Origin of the sequence: Agromyces italicus DSM 16388, from assembly GCF_000421545.1 — a bacterium.
GTDB lineage: Bacteria > Actinomycetota > Actinomycetes > Actinomycetales > Microbacteriaceae > Agromyces > Agromyces italicus.
Genome location: NZ_ATXF01000004.1, coordinates 273,588 through 297,855, shown reverse-complemented (window position 1 = coordinate 297,855; position 24,268 = coordinate 273,588). Strand labels below are relative to the sequence as shown.

The 24,268-nt window shown below is 71.8% G+C and carries 23 protein-coding genes; all 23 read right to left on the bottom strand.

The genetic code is table 11. The annotated features are described in order from the left end of the window. Window positions 1–19 precede the first annotated feature (19 nt). Window positions 20–688, bottom strand: a complete 669-nt coding sequence (locus tag H516_RS0101825) for a Trp biosynthesis-associated membrane protein (RefSeq protein ID WP_022888020.1) — start codon at window positions 686–688, stop codon at window positions 20–22. After that, window positions 685–2,208, bottom strand: a complete 1,524-nt coding sequence (locus H516_RS0101820) for an anthranilate synthase component I (protein WP_022888019.1) — start codon at window positions 2,206–2,208, stop codon at window positions 685–687. Before H516_RS0101820 ends, H516_RS0101825 begins: the two co-directional genes overlap by 4 nt. Window positions 2,209–2,272: 64 nt before the next feature. Beyond that, window positions 2,273–2,644 (bottom strand): phosphoribosyl-AMP cyclohydrolase, encoded by a 372-nt coding sequence (gene hisI / locus H516_RS0101815; protein ID WP_022888018.1) that lies wholly within the window; start codon window positions 2,642–2,644, stop codon window positions 2,273–2,275. After that, a complete protein-coding gene (hisF, locus tag H516_RS0101810; RefSeq protein ID WP_022888017.1) occupies window positions 2,641–3,402 on the bottom strand; it encodes an imidazole glycerol phosphate synthase subunit HisF in 762 nt (253 codons plus the stop codon). Before hisF ends, hisI begins: the two co-directional genes overlap by 4 nt. A 10-nt stretch (window positions 3,403–3,412) precedes the next feature. Next, complete coding sequence (gene hisG, locus H516_RS0101805; protein WP_022888016.1) at window positions 3,413–4,255, bottom strand: ATP phosphoribosyltransferase; 843 nt, start codon at window positions 4,253–4,255, stop codon at window positions 3,413–3,415. Between the two features lie 44 nt (window positions 4,256–4,299). After that, a complete protein-coding gene (locus H516_RS0101800) occupies window positions 4,300–4,563 on the bottom strand; it encodes a phosphoribosyl-ATP diphosphatase (RefSeq protein WP_022888015.1) in 264 nt (87 codons plus the stop codon). 10 nt (window positions 4,564–4,573) lie between these two features. Then, window positions 4,574–5,242, bottom strand: coding sequence for a ribulose-phosphate 3-epimerase (gene rpe / locus H516_RS0101795; protein ID WP_022888014.1), 669 nt, complete (start codon window positions 5,240–5,242; stop codon window positions 4,574–4,576). A gap of 46 nt (window positions 5,243–5,288) precedes the next feature. Then, window positions 5,289–6,653 carry an RsmB/NOP family class I SAM-dependent RNA methyltransferase gene (locus tag H516_RS0101790; RefSeq protein WP_026378302.1) on the bottom strand — a complete coding sequence of 455 codons (1,365 nt, stop codon included), beginning with the start codon at window positions 6,651–6,653 and terminating at the stop codon, window positions 5,289–5,291. 153 nt (window positions 6,654–6,806) lie between these two features. After that, window positions 6,807–7,736: a methionyl-tRNA formyltransferase gene (gene fmt, locus H516_RS0101785; RefSeq protein WP_026378301.1), complete on the bottom strand. Its 930-nt coding sequence runs from the start codon at window positions 7,734–7,736 to the stop codon at window positions 6,807–6,809. 32 nt (window positions 7,737–7,768) lie between these two features. Further along, window positions 7,769–8,413, bottom strand: a complete 645-nt coding sequence (locus tag H516_RS0101780) for a response regulator (RefSeq protein ID WP_022888011.1) — start codon at window positions 8,411–8,413, stop codon at window positions 7,769–7,771. Then, complete coding sequence (locus H516_RS21075; RefSeq protein ID WP_157432109.1) at window positions 8,410–9,687, bottom strand: sensor histidine kinase; 1,278 nt, start codon at window positions 9,685–9,687, stop codon at window positions 8,410–8,412. Before H516_RS21075 ends, H516_RS0101780 begins: the two co-directional genes overlap by 4 nt. A gap of 114 nt (window positions 9,688–9,801) precedes the next feature. Beyond that, entirely contained in the window at window positions 9,802–11,757 is a 1,956-nt protein-coding gene (locus H516_RS0101770; protein WP_022888009.1) for a primosomal protein N' family DNA-binding protein, read from the bottom strand. A 1-nt stretch (window position 11,758) separates the two neighbouring features. Further along, entirely contained in the window at window positions 11,759–12,952 is a 1,194-nt protein-coding gene (gene metK / locus H516_RS0101765; RefSeq protein ID WP_022888008.1) for a methionine adenosyltransferase, read from the bottom strand. Beyond that, window positions 12,949–14,202: a bifunctional phosphopantothenoylcysteine decarboxylase/phosphopantothenate--cysteine ligase CoaBC gene (gene coaBC / locus H516_RS17710; RefSeq protein ID WP_022888007.1), complete on the bottom strand. Its 1,254-nt coding sequence runs from the start codon at window positions 14,200–14,202 to the stop codon at window positions 12,949–12,951. Before coaBC ends, metK begins: the two co-directional genes overlap by 4 nt. Window positions 14,203–14,215: 13 nt before the next feature. After that, on the bottom strand, window positions 14,216–14,473 hold the full coding sequence (gene rpoZ / locus H516_RS0101755) for a DNA-directed RNA polymerase subunit omega (RefSeq protein ID WP_022888006.1): 258 nt from the start codon (window positions 14,471–14,473) through the stop codon (window positions 14,216–14,218). 75 nt (window positions 14,474–14,548) lie between these two features. Further along, entirely contained in the window at window positions 14,549–15,469 is a 921-nt protein-coding gene (gene gmk / locus H516_RS0101750) for a guanylate kinase (protein ID WP_022888005.1), read from the bottom strand. Then, complete coding sequence (gene pyrF / locus H516_RS0101745) at window positions 15,462–16,343, bottom strand: orotidine-5'-phosphate decarboxylase (protein ID WP_022888004.1); 882 nt, start codon at window positions 16,341–16,343, stop codon at window positions 15,462–15,464. Before pyrF ends, gmk begins: the two co-directional genes overlap by 8 nt. Continuing rightward, window positions 16,340–19,630: a carbamoyl-phosphate synthase large subunit gene (carB, locus tag H516_RS0101740; RefSeq protein ID WP_022888003.1), complete on the bottom strand. Its 3,291-nt coding sequence runs from the start codon at window positions 19,628–19,630 to the stop codon at window positions 16,340–16,342. The genes pyrF and carB overlap by 4 nt, the downstream gene beginning before the upstream one ends. Continuing rightward, window positions 19,630–20,850 carry a glutamine-hydrolyzing carbamoyl-phosphate synthase small subunit gene (carA, locus tag H516_RS17705; protein ID WP_022888002.1) on the bottom strand — a complete coding sequence of 407 codons (1,221 nt, stop codon included), beginning with the start codon at window positions 20,848–20,850 and terminating at the stop codon, window positions 19,630–19,632. Before carA ends, carB begins: the two co-directional genes overlap by 1 nt. Further along, window positions 20,843–21,400: a PH-like domain-containing protein gene (locus H516_RS17700; RefSeq protein WP_022888001.1), complete on the bottom strand. Its 558-nt coding sequence runs from the start codon at window positions 21,398–21,400 to the stop codon at window positions 20,843–20,845. Before H516_RS17700 ends, carA begins: the two co-directional genes overlap by 8 nt. Next, window positions 21,393–22,736, bottom strand: a complete 1,344-nt coding sequence (locus H516_RS17695) for a dihydroorotase (protein WP_022888000.1) — start codon at window positions 22,734–22,736, stop codon at window positions 21,393–21,395. The genes H516_RS17700 and H516_RS17695 overlap by 8 nt, the downstream gene beginning before the upstream one ends. Next, window positions 22,736–23,686, bottom strand: a complete 951-nt coding sequence (locus H516_RS0101720) for an aspartate carbamoyltransferase catalytic subunit (protein ID WP_022887999.1) — start codon at window positions 23,684–23,686, stop codon at window positions 22,736–22,738. The genes H516_RS17695 and H516_RS0101720 overlap by 1 nt, the downstream gene beginning before the upstream one ends. Next, complete coding sequence (gene pyrR, locus H516_RS0101715) at window positions 23,683–24,240, bottom strand: bifunctional pyr operon transcriptional regulator/uracil phosphoribosyltransferase PyrR (RefSeq protein WP_022887998.1); 558 nt, start codon at window positions 24,238–24,240, stop codon at window positions 23,683–23,685. The genes H516_RS0101720 and pyrR overlap by 4 nt, the downstream gene beginning before the upstream one ends. Window positions 24,241–24,268 lie beyond the last annotated feature (28 nt).

Sequence of the window (24,268 nt, the reverse complement as noted above, 5' to 3'; positions counted from 1 at the left end):
CGGGGTTTCGCCCGCAAGTCTAGCGGTTCGGATCGGGGTCGTTCGTGTCATCGGTCGGGTCGTCGCCGCGGCTGAGCTCGTCCCAATCGTCGATCGCGCGGTCGGATGCGGCACGCTCGGACGCCTCCGAGGCATCACCGGCTGCGACGCTGCCGCCGTCCACGGGCTCGAGGCCGCTGCGGTAGCGACGGGTCGATGCCGGCCAGCGCGTACCCGTGACGAGCACCACGAGTCCTGCGACGACGACGACGACGCCCGCGACGATCGCGACGGTCGGCCAGAGCGTCGCGACCGCGGTGCCGACGAGTTCTTCGGTCGGCGCCGAGCCCGCGACACCGGTCGCCTCGGTCACCGACGCGGAGACCGAGCCCACCGGGTCGCCGAGCGAGAGCGCGGCGGCGAGCACGAGGCATCCGCCGAGCAGCACCTCGAGCACGCCGAGCACGACCCTGATGCCGGGGCCCGCCAGCGCGAGTGCGGCCGCGAGGGCGAGGCCGGCGAGCGACAGTGCGGCGATCGCCGGCGAGGCGACGCTGCCCGGCACCGCGATCACCTCGGCGCTGACGTGGGCGCCGGCGCCACTCGCGAGGACGAGGTCGAACCACGTCTGGCTCCACGCGAGCAGCCCGAGCCCGGCGCCGAGGATCGTGAGGACGATCGCGGGCAGCTTCATGCGGGCGCCGCTCACGAGCCGACCCGCCGCATCGCGTTCGCGACCGCGACGGCGCGCAGCGGCGCCGCGGCCTTGTTGCGGGATTCCTCGAATTCGCTGGCCGGATCGGAGTCGGCGACGAGCCCGGCGCCGGCCTGCACCCGGGCGACGCCGCCCGAGATGGTCGCGGTGCGGATCGCGATCGCGAGATCGGCGTCCCCGCCGAAGCCGAAGTAGCCCACCACTCCCCCGTAGAGTCCCCGCTGGGCGGGCTCGAGCTCGTCGATGATCTCGAGCGCCCGGGGCTTCGGTGCCCCCGACAACGTGCCCGCCGGGAAGGTCGCCCGGAAGACCTCGATGGCATTGGTGCCCGGCACGAGGTCGCCCTCCACCGAGGAGACGAGATGCATGATGTGGCTGAAGCGCTCGACCCGCATGAACTCGGTCACCTCGACCGAACCGGCGGTGCACACCTTCGCGAGGTCGTTCCGGGCGAGGTCGACGAGCATGAGGTGCTCGGCCTGCTCCTTGGGATCGGCGATGAGGTCGGACTCGAGATCGGCGTCCTCCTCGGGGGTCGCGCCGCGCGGCTTGGACCCCGCGATGGGGTGGGTGAACACGCGGCCGTCCTGCACTTTCACGAGGGCCTCGGGCGATGAGCCGACGATCCAGTACGGGTTCCCTTCGGGGTCGCCGAGGTGCACGAAGTACATGTACGGGCTCGGGTTGAGGCTGCGCAGCACCCGGTAGACGTCGATCGCGGGCGCCGTCGCCTCGTGCTCGAACCGCTGGGAGATGACCACCTGGAACACGTCGCCGTCTCGGATGAAGCCCTTCGAGCGCTCGACCGCCGCCAGGAAACCGGCCTCGTCGGTGCGATGGGTCGGGTTCGCACGGCGGTCGAGATCGATCTCGGCGAGCCACGCCTCGGCGGGCTCCGCGAGCCCGCCCTGCATCCGGTCGAGACGCTCCTGCGCATCGCGCCAGAGCTCGTCGACCGGGGCGTCGGTATCGTTCAGCGCCGAAGCGATGAGCTGCACCGTGCCCGTGCGATGATCCATCACGACGAGCTCGGCGACGAACGAGAACGCCTGCCCCGGCACCGACGACTCGGCCGGCGGCCGGTCGGGCAGGTGCTCGATCTGGCGAACCGCCTCCCAGCCGATGAACCCCACGAGGCCGCCCGTGAGCGGCGGGGCGCCCGGCACGTCCTCGGTCCGCCATCGCTCGAACAGCGCTTCGAGCGCCGCGAGCGGCGGCAGGGCGGATGCCTCGCCGAGCGCCCGTTCGGCCGAGAGCCCGTAGTCCTGCCAGACGACCCGGTCGGCGTGCTCGGTGAGCACGCCGTACGACGACACCCCGACGAAGGAGTAGCGCGACCAGATGCCGCCCTGCTCGGCCGACTCGAGGAGGAACGTGCCGGGGCGGCCCTGTGCGAGCTTCCGGTAGATGCCCACGGGTGTCTCGCCGTCGGCGAAGAGTTCGCGCACGACGGGCACGACCCGCCGGCCGGCGAGGAGCGCGCTGAACTCCTCGAACGTCGTCGTGGCGGTCATCGTGTCTCCTCGTCGCGGTGCCCGTTGACGGGCGTGCTGGTCGGCGTGCGGTCGATCGGGCGTTTCAGTCGCCCGGCGGGTGGCCGACGACGACCTCGACGGGGTCGCCGTCGAAGCAGGTGCGGTCGCCCGTGTGACAGGCGGCGCCGATCTGCTCGACCTTCACCAGCAGGGTATCGGCGTCGCAGTCGAGGGCGGCCTCGCGCACGTACTGGGCGTGCCCCGAGGTGTCGCCCTTGCGCCAGTATTCCCTGCGCGAACGCGACCAGAACGTGACCCGGCCCTCGGTGAGGGTGCGGCGCAGCGCCTCGCGGTCCATCCAGCCGAGCATGAGCATCTCGCCCGTGTCCCATTGCTGGATGACGGCGGGCAGCAGCCCCTGCTCGTTGAACACCGCACGTTGGAGCGCCTGATCGACCGTCGAGAACCCGCTCATCGGACGATCCTTCCGTCGAGGGCGAGCGCTCGTTTGACCTCGCCGATCGTCACCTCGCCGTTGTGGAAGACGCTCGCTGCGAGCACCGCATCGGCTCCGGCTGCGATCACCGGCGCGAAGTCGGCCACTCGCCCGGCGCCGCCCGAGGCGATCACCGGCACGGTCGAGAGCTCGTGCATGAGGCCGGTGAGTTCGAGGTCGAACCCGGCCTTCGTACCGTCGGCGTCGATCGAGTTCACGAGGAGTTCGCCCGCGCCGAGCCCGATCGCCCGCCGGGCCCAGTCGAGGGCGTCGAGCTCGGTCTCGGTACGGCCGCCGTGGGTCGTCACGACGAAGCCCGATGCGGTGCGCTCCGAGCGCTTGACGTCGAGCGAGAGCACGCAGACCTGCGCGCCGAAACGGTCGGCGATCTCGGCGATGAGTTCGGGGCGCGCGATCGCGGCGCTGTTCACGCCGATCTTGTCGGCGCCGTGGCCGAGCAGGCGTGCGACGTCGTCGGTCGAGCGCACGCCCCCGCCCACGGTCAGCGGGATGAACACCTGCTCGGCGACGCGCTGCACCATCTCGTAGGTCGTCGAGCGCTCGTCGACCGTCGCCGTCACGTCGAGGAAGGTGAGCTCGTCGGCGCCCTGCGCTGCGTAGCGGGCCGCCAGCTCGACGGGGTCGCCCGCGTCGCGGAGATTCTGGAAGTTGACGCCCTTGACGACGCGCCCTTCGGCGACGTCGAGGCACGGGATGACCCGGACGGCGAGGCTCATGCGCGCCGCCTCACAACCGCGCCGCGTGGATCGCGGACACCAGGATGGCCCGGGCACCGATCTCGTACAGCTCGTCCATCACGTGGTTCATGTCGACCCGCGGGATCATGACGCGCACGGCGACCCACTCGGGGTCGTGCAGCGGCGACACCGTCGGCGACTCGAAGCCGGGCGCCGCACCGGTCGCGCGCTCGAGGTGCGCCACCGGGACGTCGTAGTCGAGCAGCACGTACTGGCGAGCGACGAGGACGCCCTGGAGGCGCCGCAGCAGGGTCGCGGCGCCGGGCTTGTCGACGCCCGAGCCGATCAGCACGGCGGTGGAATCGAGGATGACCGGGCCGAAGATCCCGAGCCCCGCCGCACGGAGCGTCGCTCCGGTCGACACCACGTCGGCGACGGCATCGGCCACGCCGAGCCGCACCGCCGACTCGACGGCGCCGTCGAGCTTCACGAGCTTCGCCGGGGTGACGCCCTGCCGCTCGAGAAAGGCGCCCACGAGTCCCGGGTAGCTCGTCGCGACGCGCACGCCCTCGAGGTCCGAGAGCTCGGCGAACGTGTCGGCCGGCCCGGCGAAGCGGAAGGTCGAGTCGCCGAATCCGAGCGGAGCGATCTCCGTGGCATCCGAGCCGGAATCGAGCAGCAGGTCGCGACCCGTGATGCCGACGTCGAGCGCGCCCGAACCCACGTAGGTGGCGATGTCGCGGGGGCGGAGATAGAAGAACTCGACCCCGTTCCGCGGGTCGGCGGTGTGCAGCTCGCGCGGGTCGCGGCGACCGGTGTACCCGGCCTCCCACAGCATCTGCGCGGCGGTTTCGGCGAGCGAGCCCTTGTTGGGCACGGCGATTCGGAGCATTTCGGTACTTTCGTGTCGACGGGTCTGACGGGCCTCGGGCGGGATCAGAGATGTCGGTACACGTCGGCCGGCGAGAGCCCCTTCGCGAGCATGAGCACCTGCACGTGGTAGAGCAGCTGCGAGATCTCCTCTGCCGTCTCGGCGTCGCTCTGGTACTCGGCGGCCATCCAGACCTCGGCCGCCTCCTCGACGATCTTCTTGCCGATGGCGTGCACACCCGCGTCGAGCTCGCGCACGGTGCCGGAACCCTCAGGTCGGGTACGGGCCTTGTCGCGCAGCTCGACGAAGAGTTCGTCGAAGGTCTTCACGCTCTCTAGGCTACCCGTGTGCGTGGGGGTGCGCCGACGCGGCCGCCCGCAGCGCGGCGATCTGCTCCTCGGGGACGCCGCGGAACACGGCGGAGCCTGCGACGAACGTGTCGGCGCCCGCCTCGGCGGCGATGCCGATCGTGCCGACCGTGACGCCGCCGTCGACCTGCAACCAGACGTCGAGCCCCCGGGCTCGCACGGCGTCGGCGACGCGCCGCAGCTTCGGCATGGTCTCGGGCATGAACGACTGACCGCCGAAGCCCGGCTCGACGGTCATCACGAGCACCTGGTCGAACTCGTGCAGCACCTCGAGGAACGGCTCGGCGTCGGTGCCGGGCTTCAGTCCGATGCCGGCCCGGGAACCGATCTCGCGCAGACGTCGCGCGAGCGCGACGGGGTCGGCTGCGGCTTCGACATGGAACGTCACACTCTCGGCGCCGAGTTCGGCGTAGCCTGGCGCCCACCGATCGGGGTCGTCGATCATGAGGTGCACGTCGAGCGGGATGGGGCTCGTCGCCCGGATGCGCTCCACCATCTGCGGGCCGAAGGTGAGGTTCGGCACGAAGTGGTTGTCCATGACGTCGACGTGCACCAGGTCAGCCGTCGCGATGCGGGCCAGCTCGTGCTCGATGTTCGCGAAGTCGGCGGCGAGGATGCTCGGGTTGATGCGCGTCGTCATGGCTCGAAGCCTATCGAGCGGGGATGCCGCGGCGCCCGCCGCGCGCTCAGGCGGCGCGGCGGCGCACGAGCGCGATGAACATCGCGTCGGTGCCGTGCCGGTGCGGCCACAGCTGCACCGTCTCGGACACCCCGGCGAGGTCGAGCGGCTCGCGCACCACCGATTGCACGACGGCCCGCGTGTCGAGCTGCTCGAGCTCGCCCTTCCAGCGGCGGAGGGCCGCCGCGAGGGTGCCGTGCGTCTCGGCCGTGTGCGGCGAGCACGTGACGTAGGCGAGCACCCCACCCGGAGCGAGCAGCCGCACGGCGTGGTCGAAGAGTTCGCCCTGGAGCTGCGTGAGCTCGGGGACGTCGGCCGGCTGCTTGCGCCAGCGCGCCTCGGGGCGCCGTCGCAGTGCGCCGAGCCCGGTGCAGGGCGCGTCGAGGAGGATCCGGTCGAATCCGCCCGACGAGCCGAGTGCCGAGGCATCCGTCTCGCGACCGTCGCCGACGGCGACGTGCACCTCGAGGGGAACGCCCGCGATCGCCCGGCGCACGAGCTCGGCGCGCGCAGGGACGAGCTCGTTCGCGACGAGGGTCGCATCGTTCGCGAGCGCCTCGGCGGCGAGCACGGCCGTCTTGCCGCCGGGACCCGCGCAGAGGTCGAGCCAGCGCTCGCCCGGGGCGACGCCGCCCGCGCGAGAGAGCGCGAGGGCGGCGAGCTGCGATCCTTCGTCCTGCACGCGGACGCGACCCTCGTGGGCGGCGACGAGTGCGATCGGGTTCGGCGCGGTGGCGCCGATCGGCGAGAAGCGGTTCGGCTCACCGAGCTCGGCCGGCGTCTCATCGCCGAGGCCGGGCAGCACCGCGAGGTTCACCCGGGGCGCCGCGTTGTCGGCGTCGAGCAGCGCCTCGAGCTCGTCACCGCGCCCCTCCTTCACGAGCGCCGAGCGGAGCGCCCGGACGATCCACTCGGGGTGGGACGCCAGCGCGGCGAGCCGGGCGTCGTCGCTCGGCAGTTCGGCGGCGAGCTCGTCGCGCCACGATTCGAGACTCGAGCGGGAGACCGTGCGGAGCACGCCGTTCACGAAGCCGCTCGCGGCCGGGGCGATGCGCTTCGCGAGCACGACCTGCTCGTTGACCGCGGCGTGCGTCGGCACCCGCGTCGAGAGCAGCTGATGCACGCCGAGCCGCAGGATGTCGAGCACCGGCGGGTCGATGCGGTCGGCGGGCCTGCCCGCGGCCAACTCGATGACCGCGTCGTAGAAGCCCTGCATGCGCAGCGTGCCGTAGGTCAGCTCGGTCGCGAGCGCCGCGTCGGCCTCGCTGAGCTTCGAGCGCTCGATGCGCTTGGGCAGCAGCAGATTCGCGTACGCCTCGTCGGTGCGCACCGCATCGAGCACCTCGTAGGCGACGATGCGGGGCGGCGACACCCGCACCTGGCGGGGTCGCCGGGCGTCGCGGTCGCGGGCGGGCCGACGGGCGGGGCGTTGCTGCTGCACCCGTCAACTGTACGCGTCGTGCCGCGCGCGCGGGCCTCGGGGCGCAGGCCGCCCGGCCGCACGGCCGCACGGCCGCGAGCGGCGCTACTCGAGCGTACGAAGCCCCTCGGCGAGCCCGCGGCCCCAGTCGGCGGCGGCCATCGCGCCCCTGCCCGCCGGCTGCACCCGGACGAGCTCGATCGGAACGTCGGCGGTGCCGGCGAGCACCCGGCGCCGCTCGGGGCGGAGCTCACCCGCGGGGAGCGGCTCGACGGGGTCGGCGGAGACGACCGGGCGCGCCTCGAGCACCTTCAGCCGCTCGCCGCCGACCGTCGTCCACGCGCCCGGTTCGGGCGTCACGCCACGGAACCGTGCGAGCACCTCGCGCTCGCCGCGATGCCAGTCGATCCGGCCGTCGTCGATCGTGAGTTTGGGGGCGAGACTCGCCTCACCGTACTGCGGCACCGCGCGCGCCGTGCCCGCCGCGAGCCCGTCGACCACTTCGGCGAGGAGTTCGGCACCGCGCTCCGCAAGCACCTCGAGGGCGGCGCCGGCAGTCAGGCCCTCATCGTTCGGCCAACTGCGCACGGCGAACACGTCACCCGCATCGAGCTCGGGGACGAGCTGGAAGACCGAGGCCCCGAGCTCGGCGTCGCCGGCGATGATCGCGTGCTGCACGGGCGCGGCGCCGCGCCAGGCGGGCAGCACCGAGAAGTGCAGATTGATCCAGCCGAGGCGCGGCAACGAGAGCAGCGGCTCGCGGACGAGCCCGCCGTACGCGACGATCACCCCGAGATCGGGGCGAAGCGCCTCGATCCGGGCCGTCGCCTCCGCGTCGAGACGGGCCGCCTTCACGATCGGCAGACCATGCACCTCGGCTGCGGCGGCGACGGGCGACGGGGTCAGCACGCGCTTGCGCCCGAGCGGCGCATCCGGCCGCGTCACCGCACCGACCACCTCGTGCAGGCCCTCGCCGGCGAGCCGTTCGAGACTCGGGACAGCGGCGGCGGGTGTTCCGGCGAAGACGAGGCGCAGAGAGGTCACCGGACCATTCTTCCGGATCGCGCTCAGCCGAGCAGACCGTGCTCCCACGCGTGCGCCACGAGCCGCAGCCGAGAGGCGAGCCCGAGCTTCGCGAGCACCGACGAGATGTGACTCTTCACCGTCGTCTCGGAGATGAACGCGAGCGCGGCGATCTCGGCGTTCGAGTACCCGCGTGCCGCGAGGAGGTAGACCTCGCGCTCCCGACGCGACAGCGCTGCGATGGCGGCCTCGTCGCGCGGCCGTTCGGCCGGGATGTCGCGAACGAGGCTCGTCGGCTCCGCCGGCGCCACGACGGTGCCGCCGTCGTGCACCGCGCGGATCGCGGCGAGGAGCAGCTCCGGCGTGGTGTCCTTCATCAAGAAGCCGCGCGCGCCGGCACGCAGCGCCCGCTGCACGGCGACCTCACCGCGATGCGTCGTCAGCACGATGACCCGAGGACGATCGCCCGCGACCGCGAGCAGCGCCTCCGTCGCGGTGATGCCGTCGAGTCCGGGCATCCGGACGTCCATCAGCAGCACATCGGGCCGCGCCGACTCGATGAGACGCTCCACCTCGTCGCCGCGATGCGCAGCGCCGGTGAACTCGAGGTCGCCCTGCGAGTCGACGAGCATCCCGAGTCCCGAGCAGAACAGCCGTTCGTCGTCGGCGATGGCCACCCGGACGGTCACTCTTCGGCCCCTTCACTCGCCTCGACGGGCGTGGAGGCCGGCTCGAGCTCGGCGGTCGGCGATACGGCGGCGGGCTGGGCGGGAAGGAAGCCGGCGACCACGAAGCCCCGGCGGTCGTCGGCGTCGACACCGAGCCATCCACCCGCCGATCGCGCCCGCTCGCGCATGCCGACGATGCCCCGCCCTTGCGGGCTCTCGACCTGGTCGCCGCGTCGCGGCGAGACGATCTCGAAGCCCACGCCGTTCGACTGCCATACGAGGGCGAGGCGCGTCGGCTCGCCCCGCGCGCCGTGACGCACGGCGTTCGTGAGGCTCTCCTGAACGATCCGATACATGGCCCGCGACTGGGCCGGCGCGAGAGCGACGCGCTCGCCGTGCTCGCCGACCGCGACGTCGAGGCCGGACGAGCGGGCACCGTCGACGAGTTCGCCCAGCCGATCGAGGCCCGGCATGTCCGATCCGGCAGGATCTCCGAGTGAATCGAGGAGGCGCCGCACCTCGACCAGTGCGCCCCGCCCGCGTTCGGCGATCGCGTCGAGTGCCGCGCCCGCCACGCGCCGGTCGTCGGACGCGTATCGGGCGCCGTCGGCCTGTGCGACGATGCCGGCGAGCGAGTGCGCGACCACGTCATGGATCTCGCGTGCGAACCGTTCGTGCTCGAGCGCCGTCGCGAGTTCGAGTTCGGCCTCCCGGAGCTCGGCCCCCTGCCGGGCTGCGGCGAGGCGTTCCGCGTACCGGGTGCGCACGAGGCCGAGCGCCCAGCCGAGCGCCCACGCCGCCGCCATCACGAGCGCCGCAGCGATCGCGAACGGGTTCAGCAGGGTGTAGGCGAGCGAGGGCCAGAACCCGGTGGGGAGCATGAAGAACCCCTCGTTCATGCCCGCCAGTACGATCCAGCAGTCGACCAGCACGATCGAGACCACCGTGAACACGGCCGACCATGCGCGTCTGTGCGGTGCCGACGCGACCGCCGCGCCGACGATCGGCACGGCGATGAACACCGCCCACTCGGAGCCGAACAACCGGAACGCCGGAACGAACGCGGCCACCGCGGTCATACCGATCGCGACGAGGGAGGCCGATCGAGGAAAGCGACCGGCGAGCGCGATCGCCCCGCCGAAACCCGCGAAGATCGCCCAGTCGGGCGGCGGCGCCATCGGCGGGAGCGTACGCCCTCGACCGGTCTCGGCCACGCACCAGAGCGCGACGTAGACGATGCCCACGACGGGGAACGCGAACTGCGGGAGGCGGCTCATCAGTCGATCACGTGTCATGTGGTCACCGTAGCCACGCCCGGGCACCGCGTCCGAGCCTTCGGAGCCGGAATCGTCCGTGCGGAGGAGCGAAGTCCGTCGCGCGGACGATCGCGGCGGTACGACCTGGACGACTCACGGCACCTCGGGGTCGTCGGCGCGCACGCGCAGCACGCGCGGACGCTGCGGGCGACGCCCCGCGACGGGACGGCGTCGCTCGGTCGCGACCCGGATCATCTCCGCGCGCAGCGCCCGCGCCACCGCCGCACCGGCACCGTAGTCGAACCGCACGATCGCGCGCTCGAGCTCGTCGTCGACCGGGGCGGGCCCGAGCACGTCGACCCCGGGCGCCGCGGCCGTCGCCGCCGCGATCGCGCGCTCGACCCCGGCGTGCTGAGCGACGACGCTCGCCACCCGAACCGCAGGCGGGAACCGGAGCGCCCGCCGGGCGGCGAGCTCGGTGCCGGCCCATTCGAGCTGCCGCCAACCCGCGAGCGCCTGCGCGAGCGCACCCGCGACGCCGACGAGGTAGACCGGCGCGCCCGGTGCCGCGAGTGCGGCCGCGTTCGACCACCAGCGGAGGCAGTCCTCCGCGACTCGCAGAGACTCGCGCAGCAGCATCCGCTCGCCGTCGAGGAGCAGCACCGCGCGGTAGCCGCCGTCCGCGACGGGTTCCGCACCGCGTGTCGCGACCACGAGCGCGGGTTCGGCGCCCACGCGCAGCACCGTCCGCTCACCGTCGGAGAGGATCACCCGAGCCCGCGGGAACGCCCGGCCGAGCTCTTCGGCGGTGCGGCTCGCGCCGACCGTCACCGCGCGCAGCTTCGTCGCCTCGCACACCGCGCACCGCCAGTTCGCGGCGCTCGTGCCGCAGAGCGTGCAGCGGGGTGCGCCGCCGGCCCGCGGCACCGCGAGGACGCCCCCGCAGGCCGCGCACCGCGCCGGCTCACGACAGCGATCGCACGAGAGCATCGGCGTGTGTCCGGGGCGCGCGACCTGCACGAGCACCGGGCCCTGTTGCACGGCCTCCTGCGCCTGACGCCACGCCGCCGACGGGATGCGCGCCGAACCCGGCTCGGGCGCCGCCTGCTGCTCGGTCGGGATGACGCGCGGGCGCACGTGGCGAAGGGGGGCGACCGGCCGCACCCAGCCGATCTCGACGAGTCGCTCGACCTCGACGCTCCGGCCGTGCCCCAGGAAGAGCAGCGCCGCACCGGACTGCTCCTGACGGATCAGGGCAACGTCGCGCGGATGCGCGCCCGGGCTCAGCGGCTCGTTCATGAGGGCGTCGCCGTCGTCCCAGAGGGCGATGAGGCCGAGTCTCGCCGCCGGCGCGTACACCGTCGAGCGGTTGCCGATGACGATGCGGGCAGCGTCGCCAGCCGCGTCGAGGAACGAGCGGAACCGGGCACCCCCCGTCTGACGCGCATCGGTGCGCAGTACCCGGCGAGGGTCGACGATCTCGGCGAGGGACGCCTGCAGCTGCTCCTGGTCGCGGTAGTCGGGCACCACGAGGAGGCTCGAGCGGTCGGCCGCGAGCGTGGCCGCCGCCGCCTCGGCGAGCGTGACCGCCCAGGCCCCGACCCACTCCCCCGACGGCAGCTTGATCGGCCTCGGGTCGGCGGCGAGGGCCATCCGTTCGCCGCCCGCGATGCCCATCTCGACGACCCCCGCCTCGTAGCCGGTGACGGCCGTCGCAGCGGGAAGCCCGCCCGGGTCGGGCTCGGCGGCCCGCCACGCCCGCTCGACCCGCACGTACCGGCTCGGGATCGCGAGACGCAGGACATCGCTCGCGTTGCCCGCCGCGCGGTCGGCGACCGCCCGGGCGAGCGCCCACACCTCGGGTGCGAGGAGCGGCACCTCGGAGACCACGAGGTCGAGCTCGGCCAGCCGCCCCTCGTACTCGCTCGACTCCGCGAGCTCGACCAGCCAACCGTCGGCGATGCGGCCGCCCGAACGAAGCGGCACCCGCACCCGGACGCCGGGCTTCGCCTCGTTGACGAGGCGTTCGGGCACGCGGTAGTCGAACAGCTGGTCGAGTTGCGGCAGCGGCGAATCGACGAGCACCCTGGCGACCGGGCCGGCCGCCACGTCAGAGCCCGGCGGCGGAGCGGAGGTCGGCGACGCGGTCGAGGCGCTCCCAGGTGAAATCGGGCAGCTCGCGCCCGAAATGGCCGTAGCTCGCGGTCTGCGCGTAGATCGGTCGCAGCAGGTCGAGGTCGCGGATGATCGCGGCCGGACGCAGGTCGAACACCTCGCGGATGGCACCGATGATCTCGTCGTCGGGCAGCACCCCGGTGCCGAAGGTCTCGACGTACAGGCCGACGGGCGCCGCTTTGCCGATGGCGTACGCGACCTGCAGTTCGAGCCGGTCGGCGAGACCGGCGGCCACCGCGTTCTTCGCGACCCAGCGCATCGCGTAGGCCGCCGAGCGGTCGACCTTCGACGGGTCCTTTCCGCTGAACGCCCCACCGCCGTGCCGACTCGCGCCGCCGTAGGTGTCGATGATGATCTTGCGGCCGGTGAGGCCGGCGTCGCCCTGCGGGCCGCCGATCTCGAAACGGCCGGTCGGGTTGATGAGCACCGCGAGTTCGGGCCGTGCGAGCTCGACCTGGTCGAGTACCGGACGGATGACGAGCTCTTCGACTTCGGCCCGCAGCTGATCGGTCGAGACGGCCGGCGAATGCTGCGTCGAAAGCACCACGGTCTCGATCGTCTTGGGCGTCGGCCCGTCGTAGCCCACGGTCACCTGGGTCTTGCCGTCGGGACGCAGGTAGTCGAGTTCGCCCGCCCTGCGCACGTGCGCGAGTCGCTCGGCGAGGCGGTGCGCGAGCCAGATCGGCACCGGCATGAGCTCGGGCGTCTCACGTGTCGCGTAGCCGAACATGATGCCCTGGTCGCCCGCGCCCTGGCGATCGAGGGCGTCGTCGCTGGCGCGCTCGCGCGCCTCGAAGGCGTGGTCGACACCCTGGGCGATGTCGGGCGACTGGCCGCCGATCGAGACCGAGACGCCGCACGAACGGCCGTCGAACCACACGTCGGACGAGTCGTAGCCGATCGAGGTGACCCGCTCGCGCACGATCGCCGGGATCTCGACGTAGCCCGAGGTCGTGACCTCTCCGGCCACGTGAACGAGCCCCGTCGTCACGAGCGTCTCGACGGCCACCCGGCTGTTCGGATCGACGGCGAGCAGTGCGTCGAGGATCGAGTCCGAGATCTGGTCGCAGATCTTGTCGGGGTGGCCTTCGGTCACGGACTCGGAGGTGAACAGGCGGAGTGCGCTCATGCGGGGTCGGCTTCTTTCGTGGTGCGGTCTTCGGCGGTATGCGCGAACTTCGAGACAACCACGTCGAGGATGGCACCGGCCACCGACCGTTTCGTTCCGTGAAGCCGTGTGACGATCTCGTCGTCATCGCCCAGGATGACCACCGTGTTCTCCTCGCTCGCGAAGCCCTCGTTCCAGCCGACGCGATTGACGACGAGCACGTCGGCGCCCTTCGCGCGGCGCTTGGCGCGCCCGAGCTCGAGCAGCCGCTCGTCGTCGGGCTCTGTCTCGGCGGCGAAGCCGACGAGGAGGGTACCGTCGTGCGGGGCATGCCCGAGGCCGGCGAGGATGTCGGGGTTGCGGACGAGTTCGAGCGTCAACCCGTCACCCGTGCCGTCCTTCTTGATCTTCTGCTCGCTGATGCTCGCGGGCCGGTAGTCGGCGACGGCTGCGGCCATGATCACCGCGTCGGCACCGCGGGCGGCCTCGGTGACCGCGGCCTGGAGCTCGAGCGCGCTCGAGACGCGTCGGAGGTCGCAGCCCGCGGGTTCGCCGACCTCGAGGTTTGCGGCGACGAGAGTCACCTCGGCGCCTCGCGCGCGGGCCGCCTCGGCGATCGCGACGCCCTGTTTGCCGCTCGAGCGGTTGCCGAGGAAGCGCACGGGGTCGAGCGGTTCGCGCGTGCCGCCCGCGGTGACGACGAGACGGCGACCCGCGAGATCCTGGTTCGCCGACGCATCGGATGCCGCGACCGCGAGTGCCGCCGCAACGATGACGTCGGGCTCCTCCATGCGGCCGGGGCCGCGGTCTGCGCCCGTGAGCTGGCCCACGGCGGGGCCGACGACGGTGACGCCGCGGGCCACCAGGGTCGCGACGTTCGCCTGCGTCGCGGGGTGGCGCCACATCTCGGTGTGCATCGCCGGGGCGATGACCACGGGCGCCTCGCTCGCGAGGATGCTGTTGCCGAGCAGGTCGTCGGCGAGGCCTGCCGCGAGTTTCGCGATCGAGTTCGCCGTCGCCGGCGCGATCACGATGAGGTCGGCCGCCTGGCCCATCGCGACGTGGCGGACCTCGGCGACGCCCTCGTACAGATCGGAGTGCACCGGATTGCGCGAGATCGCCTCGAGGGTGGGCCGACCGACGAAGCGCAGCGCACCCTCGGTCGGGATCACGTGCACGTCATGACCGGCGAGCACGAACGCGCGAACGACGCCGACGGCCTTGTACGCCGCGATGCCGCCGGTGATGCCGACGACGATCTTGAGGGTCATGCGGCCCCCGGGATCACTCGGCCAGGGGGCGGAGCCGCAGCTTGTCCTCGTTGATCTCGTGCATGGCCACGGACAGCGGCTTGTCGTCGATCGACGAGTCGACGAGCGGGCCGACGTTGTCGAACAAGCTGCCCTCGTGGAGGTCTGCGTAGTAGTCGTTGATCTGGCGGGCCCGCTTGGAGGCGAAGATGACCAGCTGGTACTTCGAGTCGACCTTCGAGAGCAGGTCGTCGATGGGCGGATCGATTATGCCGGAAAGCTTCTCAGCCATGGAGTGACTCCTTGTTTCGTGGGTGTGCGCCGAGCGCGCGAAAGCTCGTGGCGAGGGCGCCCGAACCGCGACGGCTCAACGACGACCCTTGCGAGGTCTCATCAAGTCTACGACCTTCTGGGCCGCCTCGCCGACTTCGTGGTTCACGACCTGGTGATCGAACTCGTCGACCGCGGCCAGTTCGACCTTCGCGGTCTCGAGCCGGCGCTGCTGTTCGGCGGCGGTCTCGGTGCCCCGCCCGACGAGGCGCCGGACGAGCTCGTCCCACGTCGGCGGGAGGAGGAAGACCAGGGTCGCATCGGGCATCGCGCGGCGCACCGAACGGGCGCCCTGGATGTCGATCTCGAGAAGCACGCTGTGTCCAGCGGCGATCGCCGCTTCGACCGGACCGCGAGGGGTTCCGTAACGCGAGGCGTTGTGCACGGTCGCCCACTCGAGCAGCTCGCCCGCCTCGATCATGCGGTCGAACTCGGCGTCGTCGACGAAGTAGTAGCTCTCGCCCTCGACCTCGCCGGGACGCGGTGCCCGTGTCGTCGCCGACACCGAGAGCTCGACCTCGGGGTGGTGCTGGCGGATGTGGCCCGCGACCGATCCCTTGCCGACCGCGGTCGGGCCGGCGAGCACGACGAGCCGATCGCCGGTTCCGCCGTGCGCGGCGACCCACTCCGCGATGAACTCGCGCAGGCGCCGGCGCTGCAGGCGCCCGAGACCGCCGAGCCGCTTCGAGGTCGAGATCTCGAGGTCCTGCATGATCCGGGTCGACTTCGTCGCACCGATCGCGGGGATGGAGGTGAGGAACTCGGTGACCCGCAGTCGCCCCTCGACGCCCTCGGGCTCCTCGAATGCGGCGCGCAGCACGTCGAGCGGGCTCCGACGACCCGCGGCGACCTCTGCCTTCACGTTCGCGCGCGCGCGTCGCGCGGCGACGGCCGCACGCGATGCGGCGATGCGGTCGACGTCTGGCGGGGTCGAAGCGGTGGTGCGTGACTCAGACATCGATGCTCCCGACCTCGTCGACCCGGCGGGCGACCGCGTCGGCGAGACCGTCGGGGCCCGCCGCCAGCAGCGAACGCGACTCGCTGACGATGACGCCCGCGCTGTACGCACCGTAGATCGAACGGAGCTCGCGGAGTTCGCCGCCCTGGTGACCGAAGCCGGGCGCGAGGACCGGCAGACCCGGGCGGGGCGGCTCGCCGTCGCGATCGAGACCCGCCGCGCGCAGGTCGACGGTCGCCCCGATGACGACGCCGACGGAGCCGAGGGAGCGCGTCGAGGCATCCGCCCGCCCCTGATTCCACGCCACGACGCCCGCGGTGATCGCTCCGGCGACCGTCGAACCGGCTCGGCTCGACTGCTGAAGCACGGCCCGCTGAATGGCCGCCGCCTCGGGATTGGAGGTCGCCGCGAGCACGAACAGGCCCTTGCCGGACGTCTCGGCGGAGTGCATCACCGACTCGATCGAGCCGAGGCCCTGATAGGCGCTGATGGTCATCGCATCGGCCTCGAGCGAGGAGCCGGGCCGCAGCCACGCCTCGCCGTACGCATCGACGCTCGACCCGATGTCGCCGCGCTTGACATCGGCGATCACGAGGAGCCCCGCGTCGCGTGCCTCGGCGAGCACCCGCTCGAGTGCGGCGTACCCGGCCGATCCGTGCCGCTCGAAGAACGCGACCTGCGGCTTCACGATTCCGGCGCGCCCGGCGGCCGCATCGATCACGCGGAGGCCGAATTCGCGTACCCCGGCGGCCGAATCGTCGAGCCCCCACGAGTCGAGCAGCGAGGCGTGCGGGTCGATGCCGACGCAGAGCCGCCCGTCGGCGGCGACGACCGCGGCGAGCCGCTCGCCGAACGGGATGACCTCGACGTTCACGCGGACGCCCCCCGCGTCGCCTGGTAGTCCTGCAGGCTCGTGACCTCGAAGCCGTCGCCGTTCACGTCGAGCGACGCGACCGCGGCGGAGAGCTCGGCGATGGTCGTGAACAGCGGGATGTCGGCGGCGACGGCGGCGGCGCGGATCTCATAGCCGTCTGCCCGTGCCGAACGGCCGCTCGGCGTGTTCACCACGATGTCGACCTCGCCGCGGTTGATGAGCTCGACCACCGAGATCGCGTCGTCGTCCGGCTTCTCGCTGAACTTCGTCACCTCGCGGGCACGGATGCCGTTGCGGCGGAGCACCTCTGCGGTGCCCTCGGTCGCGGTGATCTCGTAGCCGAGCTGCTGCAGGCGCAGCACCGGGAGGATGATCGCGCGCTTGTCGCGGTCGGAGACCGAGACGAAGACGGTGCCGGTGTCGGGCATGCCGCCGTATGCGGCGAGCTGGCTCTTCGCGAACGCCCGCGGGAAGTCGCGGTCGATGCCCATGACCTCGCCGGTCGAGCGCATCTCGGGGCCGAGCACGGAGTCGACCATGATGCCCTCGCGGGTGCGGAAGCGGTGGAAGGGCAGCACGGCCTCCTTCACTGCCACCGGTGCGTCGAGCGGCACGCGCGAACCGTCGGAGGCGGGCAGCAGGCCCTCGGCGATGAGCTCGGCGACCGTCGCACCCACCATGATGCGGCTCGCGGCCTTCGCGAGCGGGATGCCGAGCGCCTTCGAGACGAACGGCACCGTGCGACTGGCGCGCGGGTTCGCCTCGAGCACGTAGAGCACGCCCGCGCCGATCGCGAACTGCACGTTGAGCAGGCCCCGCACCCCGATCCCCTCGGCGATCGCACGGGTCGCCTCGCGCACGCGGTCGACCTCGGCGCGGCCGAGGGTGACGGGCGGGAGGGTGCAGCTCGAGTCGCCCGAGTGCACGCCGGCCTCTTCGATGTGCTCCATGACGCCGCCGATGTAGAGGTCGGTGCCGTCGTAGAGGGCGTCGACGTCGATCTCGATCGCGTCGTCGAGGAAGCGGTCGACGAGCAGGGGGTGGGTCGGTCCGACGATGCCCTGGCCCTCGATGCGCGCGAAGTAGTCGACGAGCGAGGCGGTGTCGTAGATGATCTCCATGCCACGACCGCCGAGCACGTAGCTCGGGCGGACGAGCACCGGGTAGCCGATGCCCTCGGCGACCTGCGCGGCGCCGGCGAGGTCGACGGCGGTGCCGTTCTTCGGCGCGAGCAGCCCCGCAGCATCGAGGATGCCGGAGAAGAGGCCGCGCTCCTCGGCGAGGTCGATCGCCTCGGGCGTCGTGCCGAGGATCGGCACGCCGGCCGCCTCGAGGCCCTTCGCGAGCCCGAGTGCCGTCTGGCCGCCGAGCTGCACGACGACGCCGACGAGCTCGCCGGACTGCGACTCTGCATGGATGACCTCGAGCACGTCTTCGAGGGTGAGCGGCTCGAAGTAGAGCCGGTCGCTCGTGTCGTAGTCGGTCGAGACGGTCTCGGGGTTGCAGTTGATCATGATCGTCTCGAACCCTGCGGCCGAGAGCGCGAACGACGCGTGGACGCACGAGTAGTCGAACTCGACGCCCTGCCCGATGCGATTCGGGCCGGAACCGAGGATGACGACCTTGCGGCGGTCGCTCGGCGCGACCTCGGTCTCGTGGTCGTAGCTCGAGTAGTGGTACGGCGTGAGCGCGGGGAACTCCCCCGCGCAGGTGTCGACGGTCTTGTACACCGGGCGGATGCCGAGGATGTGGCGCACCTCGCGGGCGTCGGCCTCGCTCCCGAAGCCTCGCAGCTCGGCGATCTGCGCGTCCGAGAAGCCGTGGTCCTTCGCGAGCAGCAGCGTGTCGTGGTCGAGCGCCTCGGCCGCGGCGACGTGCGCCGCGACCTCGTTGATGAGCACGATCTGGTCGAGGAACCAGGGGTCGATCTTCGTCGACTCGAAGGCCTGCTCGATCGTCGCGCCCTTGCGGAGCGCCTGCTGCACGAGCACGATGCGACCGTCGGTCGGCACCTTCGCCTGCTCGAGGAGCTCCTCGACGGTGCGCGCCTCCTCGCCCCAGTGGAACGACGAACCGCGCTTCTCGAGCGACCGCAGCGCCTTCTGCAGCGCGGTCGCGAAGTTGCGGCCGATCGCCATCGCCTCGCCGACCGACTTCATGGTCGTCGTGAGCGTCGGGTCGGCGGCCGGGAACTTCTCGAACGCGAAGCGCGGCACCTTGACGACCACGTAGTCGAGCGTCGGCTCGAAGCTCGCGGGCGTCACCCGGGTGATGTCGTTCGGGATCTCGTCGAGGCGGTAGCCGATGGCGAGCTTCGCGGCGATCTTCGCGATCGGGAATCCGGTCGCCTTCGAGGCGAGTGCGCTCGAGCGGGAGACGCGCGGGTTCATCTCGATGACGATGATCCGGCCGTCGGCCGGGTCGATCGCGAACTGGATGTTGCAGCCGCCGGTGTCGACGCCCACCGCTCGGATGATGTCGATGCCGATGTCGCGGAGCCGCTGGAACTCGCGGTCGGTCAGCGTGAGCGCGGGCGCCACGGTGATCGAGTCGCCCGTGTGCACGCCGACGGGGTCGACGTTCTCGATCGAGCACACGACGACGGTGTTGTCGTGCGTGTCGCGCATGAGTTCGAGCTCGTACTCCTTCCAGCCGAGGATGGACTCCTCGAGGAGCACCTCGGTGGTCGGCGAGTCGTGCAGGCCCGCGCCCGCGATGCGACGGAGGTCGGTCTCGTCGTACGCGAAGCCCGAGCCGAGTCCGCCCATGGTGAACGAGGGACGAACGACCAGCGGATAGCCGAGGTCCTCGGCCGCGGCCAGCACCTCGTCCATCGTGTGCGCGATATGCGAGCGGGCGACCTCGGCACCGCACTCGACCACGAGCTCCTTGAAGAGCTGGCGGTCTTCGCCCTTGCGGATCGCGTCGACCTTGGCGCCGATGAGCTCGACACCGTGCTTCTCGAGGATCCCCGCGTCGTGCAGCGCGATCGCCGCGTTGAGCGCGGTCTGCCCGCCGAGGGTCGGCAGCACCGCGTCGGGGCGCTCCTTTTCGATGATCTTCTCGATGATCTCGGGGGTGATCGGCTCGATGTAGGTCGCGTCGGCGAAGTCGGGGTCGGTCATGATCGTGGCCGGGTTCGGGTTCACGAGGATGACGCGGACCCCCTCGGCACGGAGAACTCGGCAGGCCTGCGTGCCCGAGTAGTCGAACTCGGCCGCCTGGCCGATGACGATCGGGCCTGAGCCGATGACGAGGACGGAGTTGATGTCGTCGCGCTTGGGCATTAGTTGCCGTTCTCCTTGCTCGCGATGACCATGTCGCGGAACCGGTCGAAGAGATAGTTCGCGTCGTGCGGGCCGGCCGCCGACTCGGGGTGGTACTGCACGCTGAACGCGGGGATGTCGAGGCAGTTCAATCCCTCGACGACGTTGTCGTTGAGGCCGACGTGGCTGACCTCGACGCGGCCGAAGCCCTCGCTCGACTCGCTGACCCGATCGGTCGGCGCATCGACGGCGAAACCGTGGTTGTGCGCCGTGATCTCGACGCGACCGGTGGCTCGGTCGAGCACGGGCTGGTTGATGCCGCGATGCCCGAAGGTCAACTTGTAGGTGCCGAATCCGAGAGCGCGACCGAGCAGCTGGTTGCCGAAGCAGATGCCGAAGTAGGGCACACCGGCGCGAAGCGCGCTGCGGAGGATCTCGACGTGCTGGTCGGATGCCGCGGGGTCGCCCGGTCCGTTCGAGAAGAACAGCGCGTCGGGCTGGAGTGCGAGCACCTCCTCGGCCGTCGTCGTCTGCGGGAGCACCTGCACGTCGAAGCCGCGCTCGGCGAGGTAGTTCAGCGTCGACGTCTTGACCCCGAGGTCGAGCACTGCCACCGAGCCGATGCGCTCACCCGTCGCGGGCAGCGAATAGGACTCGACGGTCGAGACGGCGCTCGAGAGATTCTGCCCGGCCATCTGCTCGCCCGACTGCACGACGGCGAGCTGCTCGCCCGAGCTCAGAGCTGCGTCGTCGCCCGAGAAGATTCCGGCGCGCATGGAGCCCGCCGAGCGGAGATGACGCGTGAGCGCGCGCGTGTCGATTCCCGAGATGCCGACGACGCCCGAGGCGACGAGGTCGTCGTCGAGGCTGCGCTGGGCCCGGAAGTTCGAGACCACGCGCGAGGGGTCGCGCACGATGAAGCCGGCGACCCAGATGCGGTTCGACTCCTCGTCCTCGTCGTTCATGCCCGTGTTGCCGATGTGGGGCGCGGTCATCATGACGATCTGCCCGGCGTACGACGGGTCGGTGAGGGTCTCCTGGTAGCCCGTCATACCGGTCGCGAAGACGGCTTCGCCGGTCGTGCGTCCGCGCGCACCGTAGGCGCGCCCCTCGTAGCGCGTTCCGTCTTCGAGGACGAGTACGGCGGGTTCGCCCGTGCCGAAGCCCGGCGCCCCGGCAGTCGCCGCTGCGGTCTCGGGCGTGCCCAGCGGCTCGCTCGCGGGGGTGGTGGTCTCAGTCATCCGAGGCCTCACTCTCGTGTTGTTCCGGCCGCGGTGCGGCTGGCGCCGCGGCGATGTCGTCGATGGCCCGGAGGATTCGGGCCTGGTCGCCCGGATACCGGGCTCGGAGGTAGCTGTCGACACGGGGCGCGGTGGCCTCGGTCTCGTCGCTCGTGGCGGCGATCCAGCTGAGGGCGATGAGCCCGTCGGGCTCCACACCGCGGTCGATCGCGTAGCTCGCCGTCGCCGCGCCGGCGACCCGGTCGGCGGGGATGAAGCTCACCGGTTCACCGGCGATGCGGAGTGCGACGCCGTCGCGCATCACCTCGATTCGCCCGGCGCCGCGGAACGCGAGGCCCTGCACGGCGAGCCGTTCGAGCGGTTCGCCGGCGGGGGTCGTGGCGACGTAGAGCACTTCGGATTCGAACTCGATCTCGCCGCGCACCGCGGGAACCGGATACGCCGAGAGCACCGAGTCGCGCACCGCGCGTCGGCGCCACGAGCGCAGCATGAGCCAGGCGATCACCGCGAGCACGGCGAGCGCGATGAGCGCACCGATCCACTTATCCATGGATACCCCCGTTCGCGGCGGCCGCGAGCTCGGCGGTCTCCTCGCTCGGGCGCACCCGTCCGTCGATCACGGTCGCATACCCGGCGTGGAAGGTCGCGACGACCCGCCCCGGCAGCGTGCGGCCGAGGTAGGGCGAGTTGGTGCTGCGGCCGGCGAGCCGATCGAGGTCGAACACCGAGGAGGCGCTCGGGTCGTAGAGGGTCAGCTCGGGTGCGGCGCCTGCGGCGATCGCCTCGCCCTGGCCGCGCAGCCGGCCGATCCTCGCCGGCGTCTCCGAGAGCACGCGCGCGACGTCGCTCCAGTCGAGCAGCCCGTTCTCGACCACGGCGGCGTGCACCACGGAGAGCGCCGATTCGAGCCCCACCATGCCGTTCGCCGCGGCATCCCACTCGCTCTCCTTCGCCTCGACCGGGTGCGGTGCGTGGTCGGTGGCCACGATGTCGATCGTGCCGTCGGCGAGCGCCGCGCGCAGCGCCAGCGTGTCTTCGGCACGGCGCAGCGGCGGGTTGACCTTGAATCGGGGGTCGTAACCCCTGATGAGGTCTTCGGTGAGCAGCAGGTGGTGCGGGGTGACCTCGGCGGTGACGTCGATGCCGCGGGCCTTCGCCCAGCGGATGACCTCGACCGAACCGGCTGTCGAGACGTGGCAGACGTGCAGTCGGCTGCCGACGTGCTCGGCGAGCAGCACGTCGCGCGCGATGATCGACTCCTCGGCGACCGCGGGCCATCCGACGAGACCGAGCTCGCCCGAGAGCACGCCCTCGTTCATCTGCGCGCCCTCGGTGAGGCGCGGCTCCTGCGCGTGTTGTGCGATGACGCCGTCGAAGGCCTTCACGTACTCGAGCGCGCGGCGCATGAGCAGCGGGTCTGAGACGCAGAAGCCGTCGTCGCTGAAGACGCGAACGTTCGCGCGCGAGCGGGCCATCGCGCCGAGCTCCGCGAGCTCTGCGCCCTTGAGGCCGACGGTGACCGCACCGATCGGCTGAACTGTGGCGTACCCGGCGGAGCGGCCGAGGCTCGCCTCCTGCTCGACGACGCCTGCGGTGTCGGCGACGGGGAAGGTGTTCGCCATCGCGAACACCGCCGTGAATCCGCCGGCCGCGGCCGCCTGCGTGCCGGTGAGCACGGTCTCGCTCTGCTCGTAGCCGGGCTCGCGGAGGTGGGTGTGCAGGTCGACGAGGCCGGGCAGCGCGATGAGACCGTCGGCGTCGTGCACCGTCGCGCCGGCTGGGGCGGAGATGCTGCCGACCTCGGCGATGATGCCGCCGTCGATGAGGATGTCGGCGCGCTCGCCGCTCGGGAGCGTCGCGCCGATGATGAGGTGACGCATCGACATCAGCTCTCACCCCGTTCGCCCGACAGCAGCATGTAGAGGGCGGCCATTCTCACTGAAACTCCGTTCGCGACCTGTTCTCGCACCGTGGACCGCGGCGAATCCGCCGCGCGGGCCGAGATCTCGAGCCCGCGGTTCATGGGCCCGGGGTGCATGACCATCGTAGTCGGGGGCAGCCGGTCGAACCTGGCGTCGTCGAGCCCCCACGTGCGCGCGTATTCACGGCTGTTCGGGAAGAACGCCGCATGCATGCGCTCGGCCTGGATGCGGAGCATCATGACGACGTCGGGGTTGCCTGCAAGCGCCGCGTCGAGGTCGTAGCCGACTCGGGCGGGCCAGGCGCCGGTCGCGACGGGCACGAGGGTCGGCGGCGCGACGAGTTCGACCTCGGCCCCGAGGGTCGTGAGCAGCCACACGTTCGAGCGTGCGACGCGCGAATGCAGGATGTCGCCGACGATCACGACGTGCACCCCGTCGAGCCCGCGGCCGCGGGAGGACGCGCCGTGCAGACGCCGACGGATCGTGAACGCGTCGAGCAGCGCCTGCGTGGGGTGCTCGTGGGTGCCGTCGCCCGCGTTGACGACGCCGGCGTCGATCCAGCCGCTCGTCGCGAGCGTCTGCGGGGCGCCCGAGGCGTGGTGGCGGATGACGACGCCGTCGGCGCCCATCGCCTGCAGCGTCTGCGCCGTGTCCTTCAGGCTCTCGCCCTTCGACACGCTCGAGCCTTTCGCGCTGAAATTGATGACGTCGGCCGAGAGGCGCTTCGCGGCGGCCTCGAACGAGATGCGGGTGCGCGTCGAGTCCTCGAAGAAGAGGTTCACGACGGTCTTGCCGCGGAGCGTCGGGAGCTTCTTGACCTCGCGCTCCTGCACCGCGGCCATGTCCTCCGCGATGTCGAGAAGTGCGATGGCCTCGTCGCGGCCGAGCTCGCGGGTGCCGAGGAGGTGTTTCATCGCGCGCCTCCCTCGGACGGAGCATCCTCGATCGACACGGCATCGTCGCCGTCGACCTCCTGAAGGCGTACGTTGATGCGCTCGCGTGTCGAGCTCGGGAGGTTCTTGCCGACGAAATCGGCGCGGATCGGGAACTCGCGATGACCGCGGTCGACGAGCACCGCGAGGCGCACGGCGCGAGCGCGCCCGAAGTCGGCGAGCGCGTCGAAGGCGGCGCGGATGGTGCGACCGGAGTAGAGCACGTCATCGACGAGCACGACCGTCTTGCCGTCGATGCCGCCCGCCGGCAGCTCGGTCGGCGACGGGGTGCGCAGTCGGGTGTGCGCCAGATCGTCGCGGTACATCGTGACGTCGAGCGCCCCGGCGAGCGCCGCGGGGGCATCGGGCTCGATGCGGGCGATGGTCTCGGCGATCCGGCGGGCGAGGATCACGCCACGCGTCGGGATTCCGAGGAGGACGAGGTCGTTCGAACCGCGATTGGATTCGAGGATCTCGTGCGAGATGCGGGTCAGCGCCCGCTGGATGTCAGCCTGATTGAGCACAGCTCGTGCCATGGACCGACTCCCTTCTCCGCCTCACAGG

Bases quoted from the DNA above. Each gene is read 5' to 3' on its own strand.
- H516_RS0101820 (WP_022888019.1), bottom strand. From the start codon at position 2,208: ATGACCGCCACGACGACGTTCGAGGAGTTCAGCGCGCTCCTCGCCGGC.
- hisI (WP_022888018.1), bottom strand. From the start codon at position 2,644: ATGAGCGGGTTCTCGACGGTCGATCAGGCGCTCCAACGTGCGGTGTTC.
- hisF (WP_022888017.1), bottom strand. From the start codon at position 3,402: ATGAGCCTCGCCGTCCGGGTCATCCCGTGCCTCGACGTCGCCGAAGGG.
- hisG (WP_022888016.1), bottom strand. From the start codon at position 4,255: ATGCTCCGAATCGCCGTGCCCAACAAGGGCTCGCTCGCCGAAACCGCC.
- rpe (WP_022888014.1), bottom strand. From the start codon at position 5,242: ATGACGACGCGCATCAACCCGAGCATCCTCGCCGCCGACTTCGCGAAC.
- H516_RS21075 (WP_157432109.1), bottom strand. From the start codon at position 9,687: ATGACACGTGATCGACTGATGAGCCGCCTCCCGCAGTTCGCGTTCCCC.
- metK (WP_022888008.1), bottom strand. From the start codon at position 12,952: ATGAGCGCACTCCGCCTGTTCACCTCCGAGTCCGTGACCGAAGGCCAC.
- coaBC (WP_022888007.1), bottom strand. From the start codon at position 14,202: ATGACCCTCAAGATCGTCGTCGGCATCACCGGCGGCATCGCGGCGTAC.
- rpoZ (WP_022888006.1), bottom strand. From the start codon at position 14,473: ATGGCTGAGAAGCTTTCCGGCATAATCGATCCGCCCATCGACGACCTG.
- gmk (WP_022888005.1), bottom strand. From the start codon at position 15,469: ATGTCTGAGTCACGCACCACCGCTTCGACCCCGCCAGACGTCGACCGC.
- carB (WP_022888003.1), bottom strand. From the start codon at position 19,630: ATGCCCAAGCGCGACGACATCAACTCCGTCCTCGTCATCGGCTCAGGC.
- carA (WP_022888002.1), bottom strand. From the start codon at position 20,850: ATGACTGAGACCACCACCCCCGCGAGCGAGCCGCTGGGCACGCCCGAG.
- H516_RS17700 (WP_022888001.1), bottom strand. From the start codon at position 21,400: ATGGATAAGTGGATCGGTGCGCTCATCGCGCTCGCCGTGCTCGCGGTG.
- H516_RS17695 (WP_022888000.1), bottom strand. From the start codon at position 22,736: ATGTCGATGCGTCACCTCATCATCGGCGCGACGCTCCCGAGCGGCGAG.
- H516_RS0101720 (WP_022887999.1), bottom strand. From the start codon at position 23,686: ATGAAACACCTCCTCGGCACCCGCGAGCTCGGCCGCGACGAGGCCATC.
- pyrR (WP_022887998.1), bottom strand. From the start codon at position 24,240: ATGGCACGAGCTGTGCTCAATCAGGCTGACATCCAGCGGGCGCTGACC.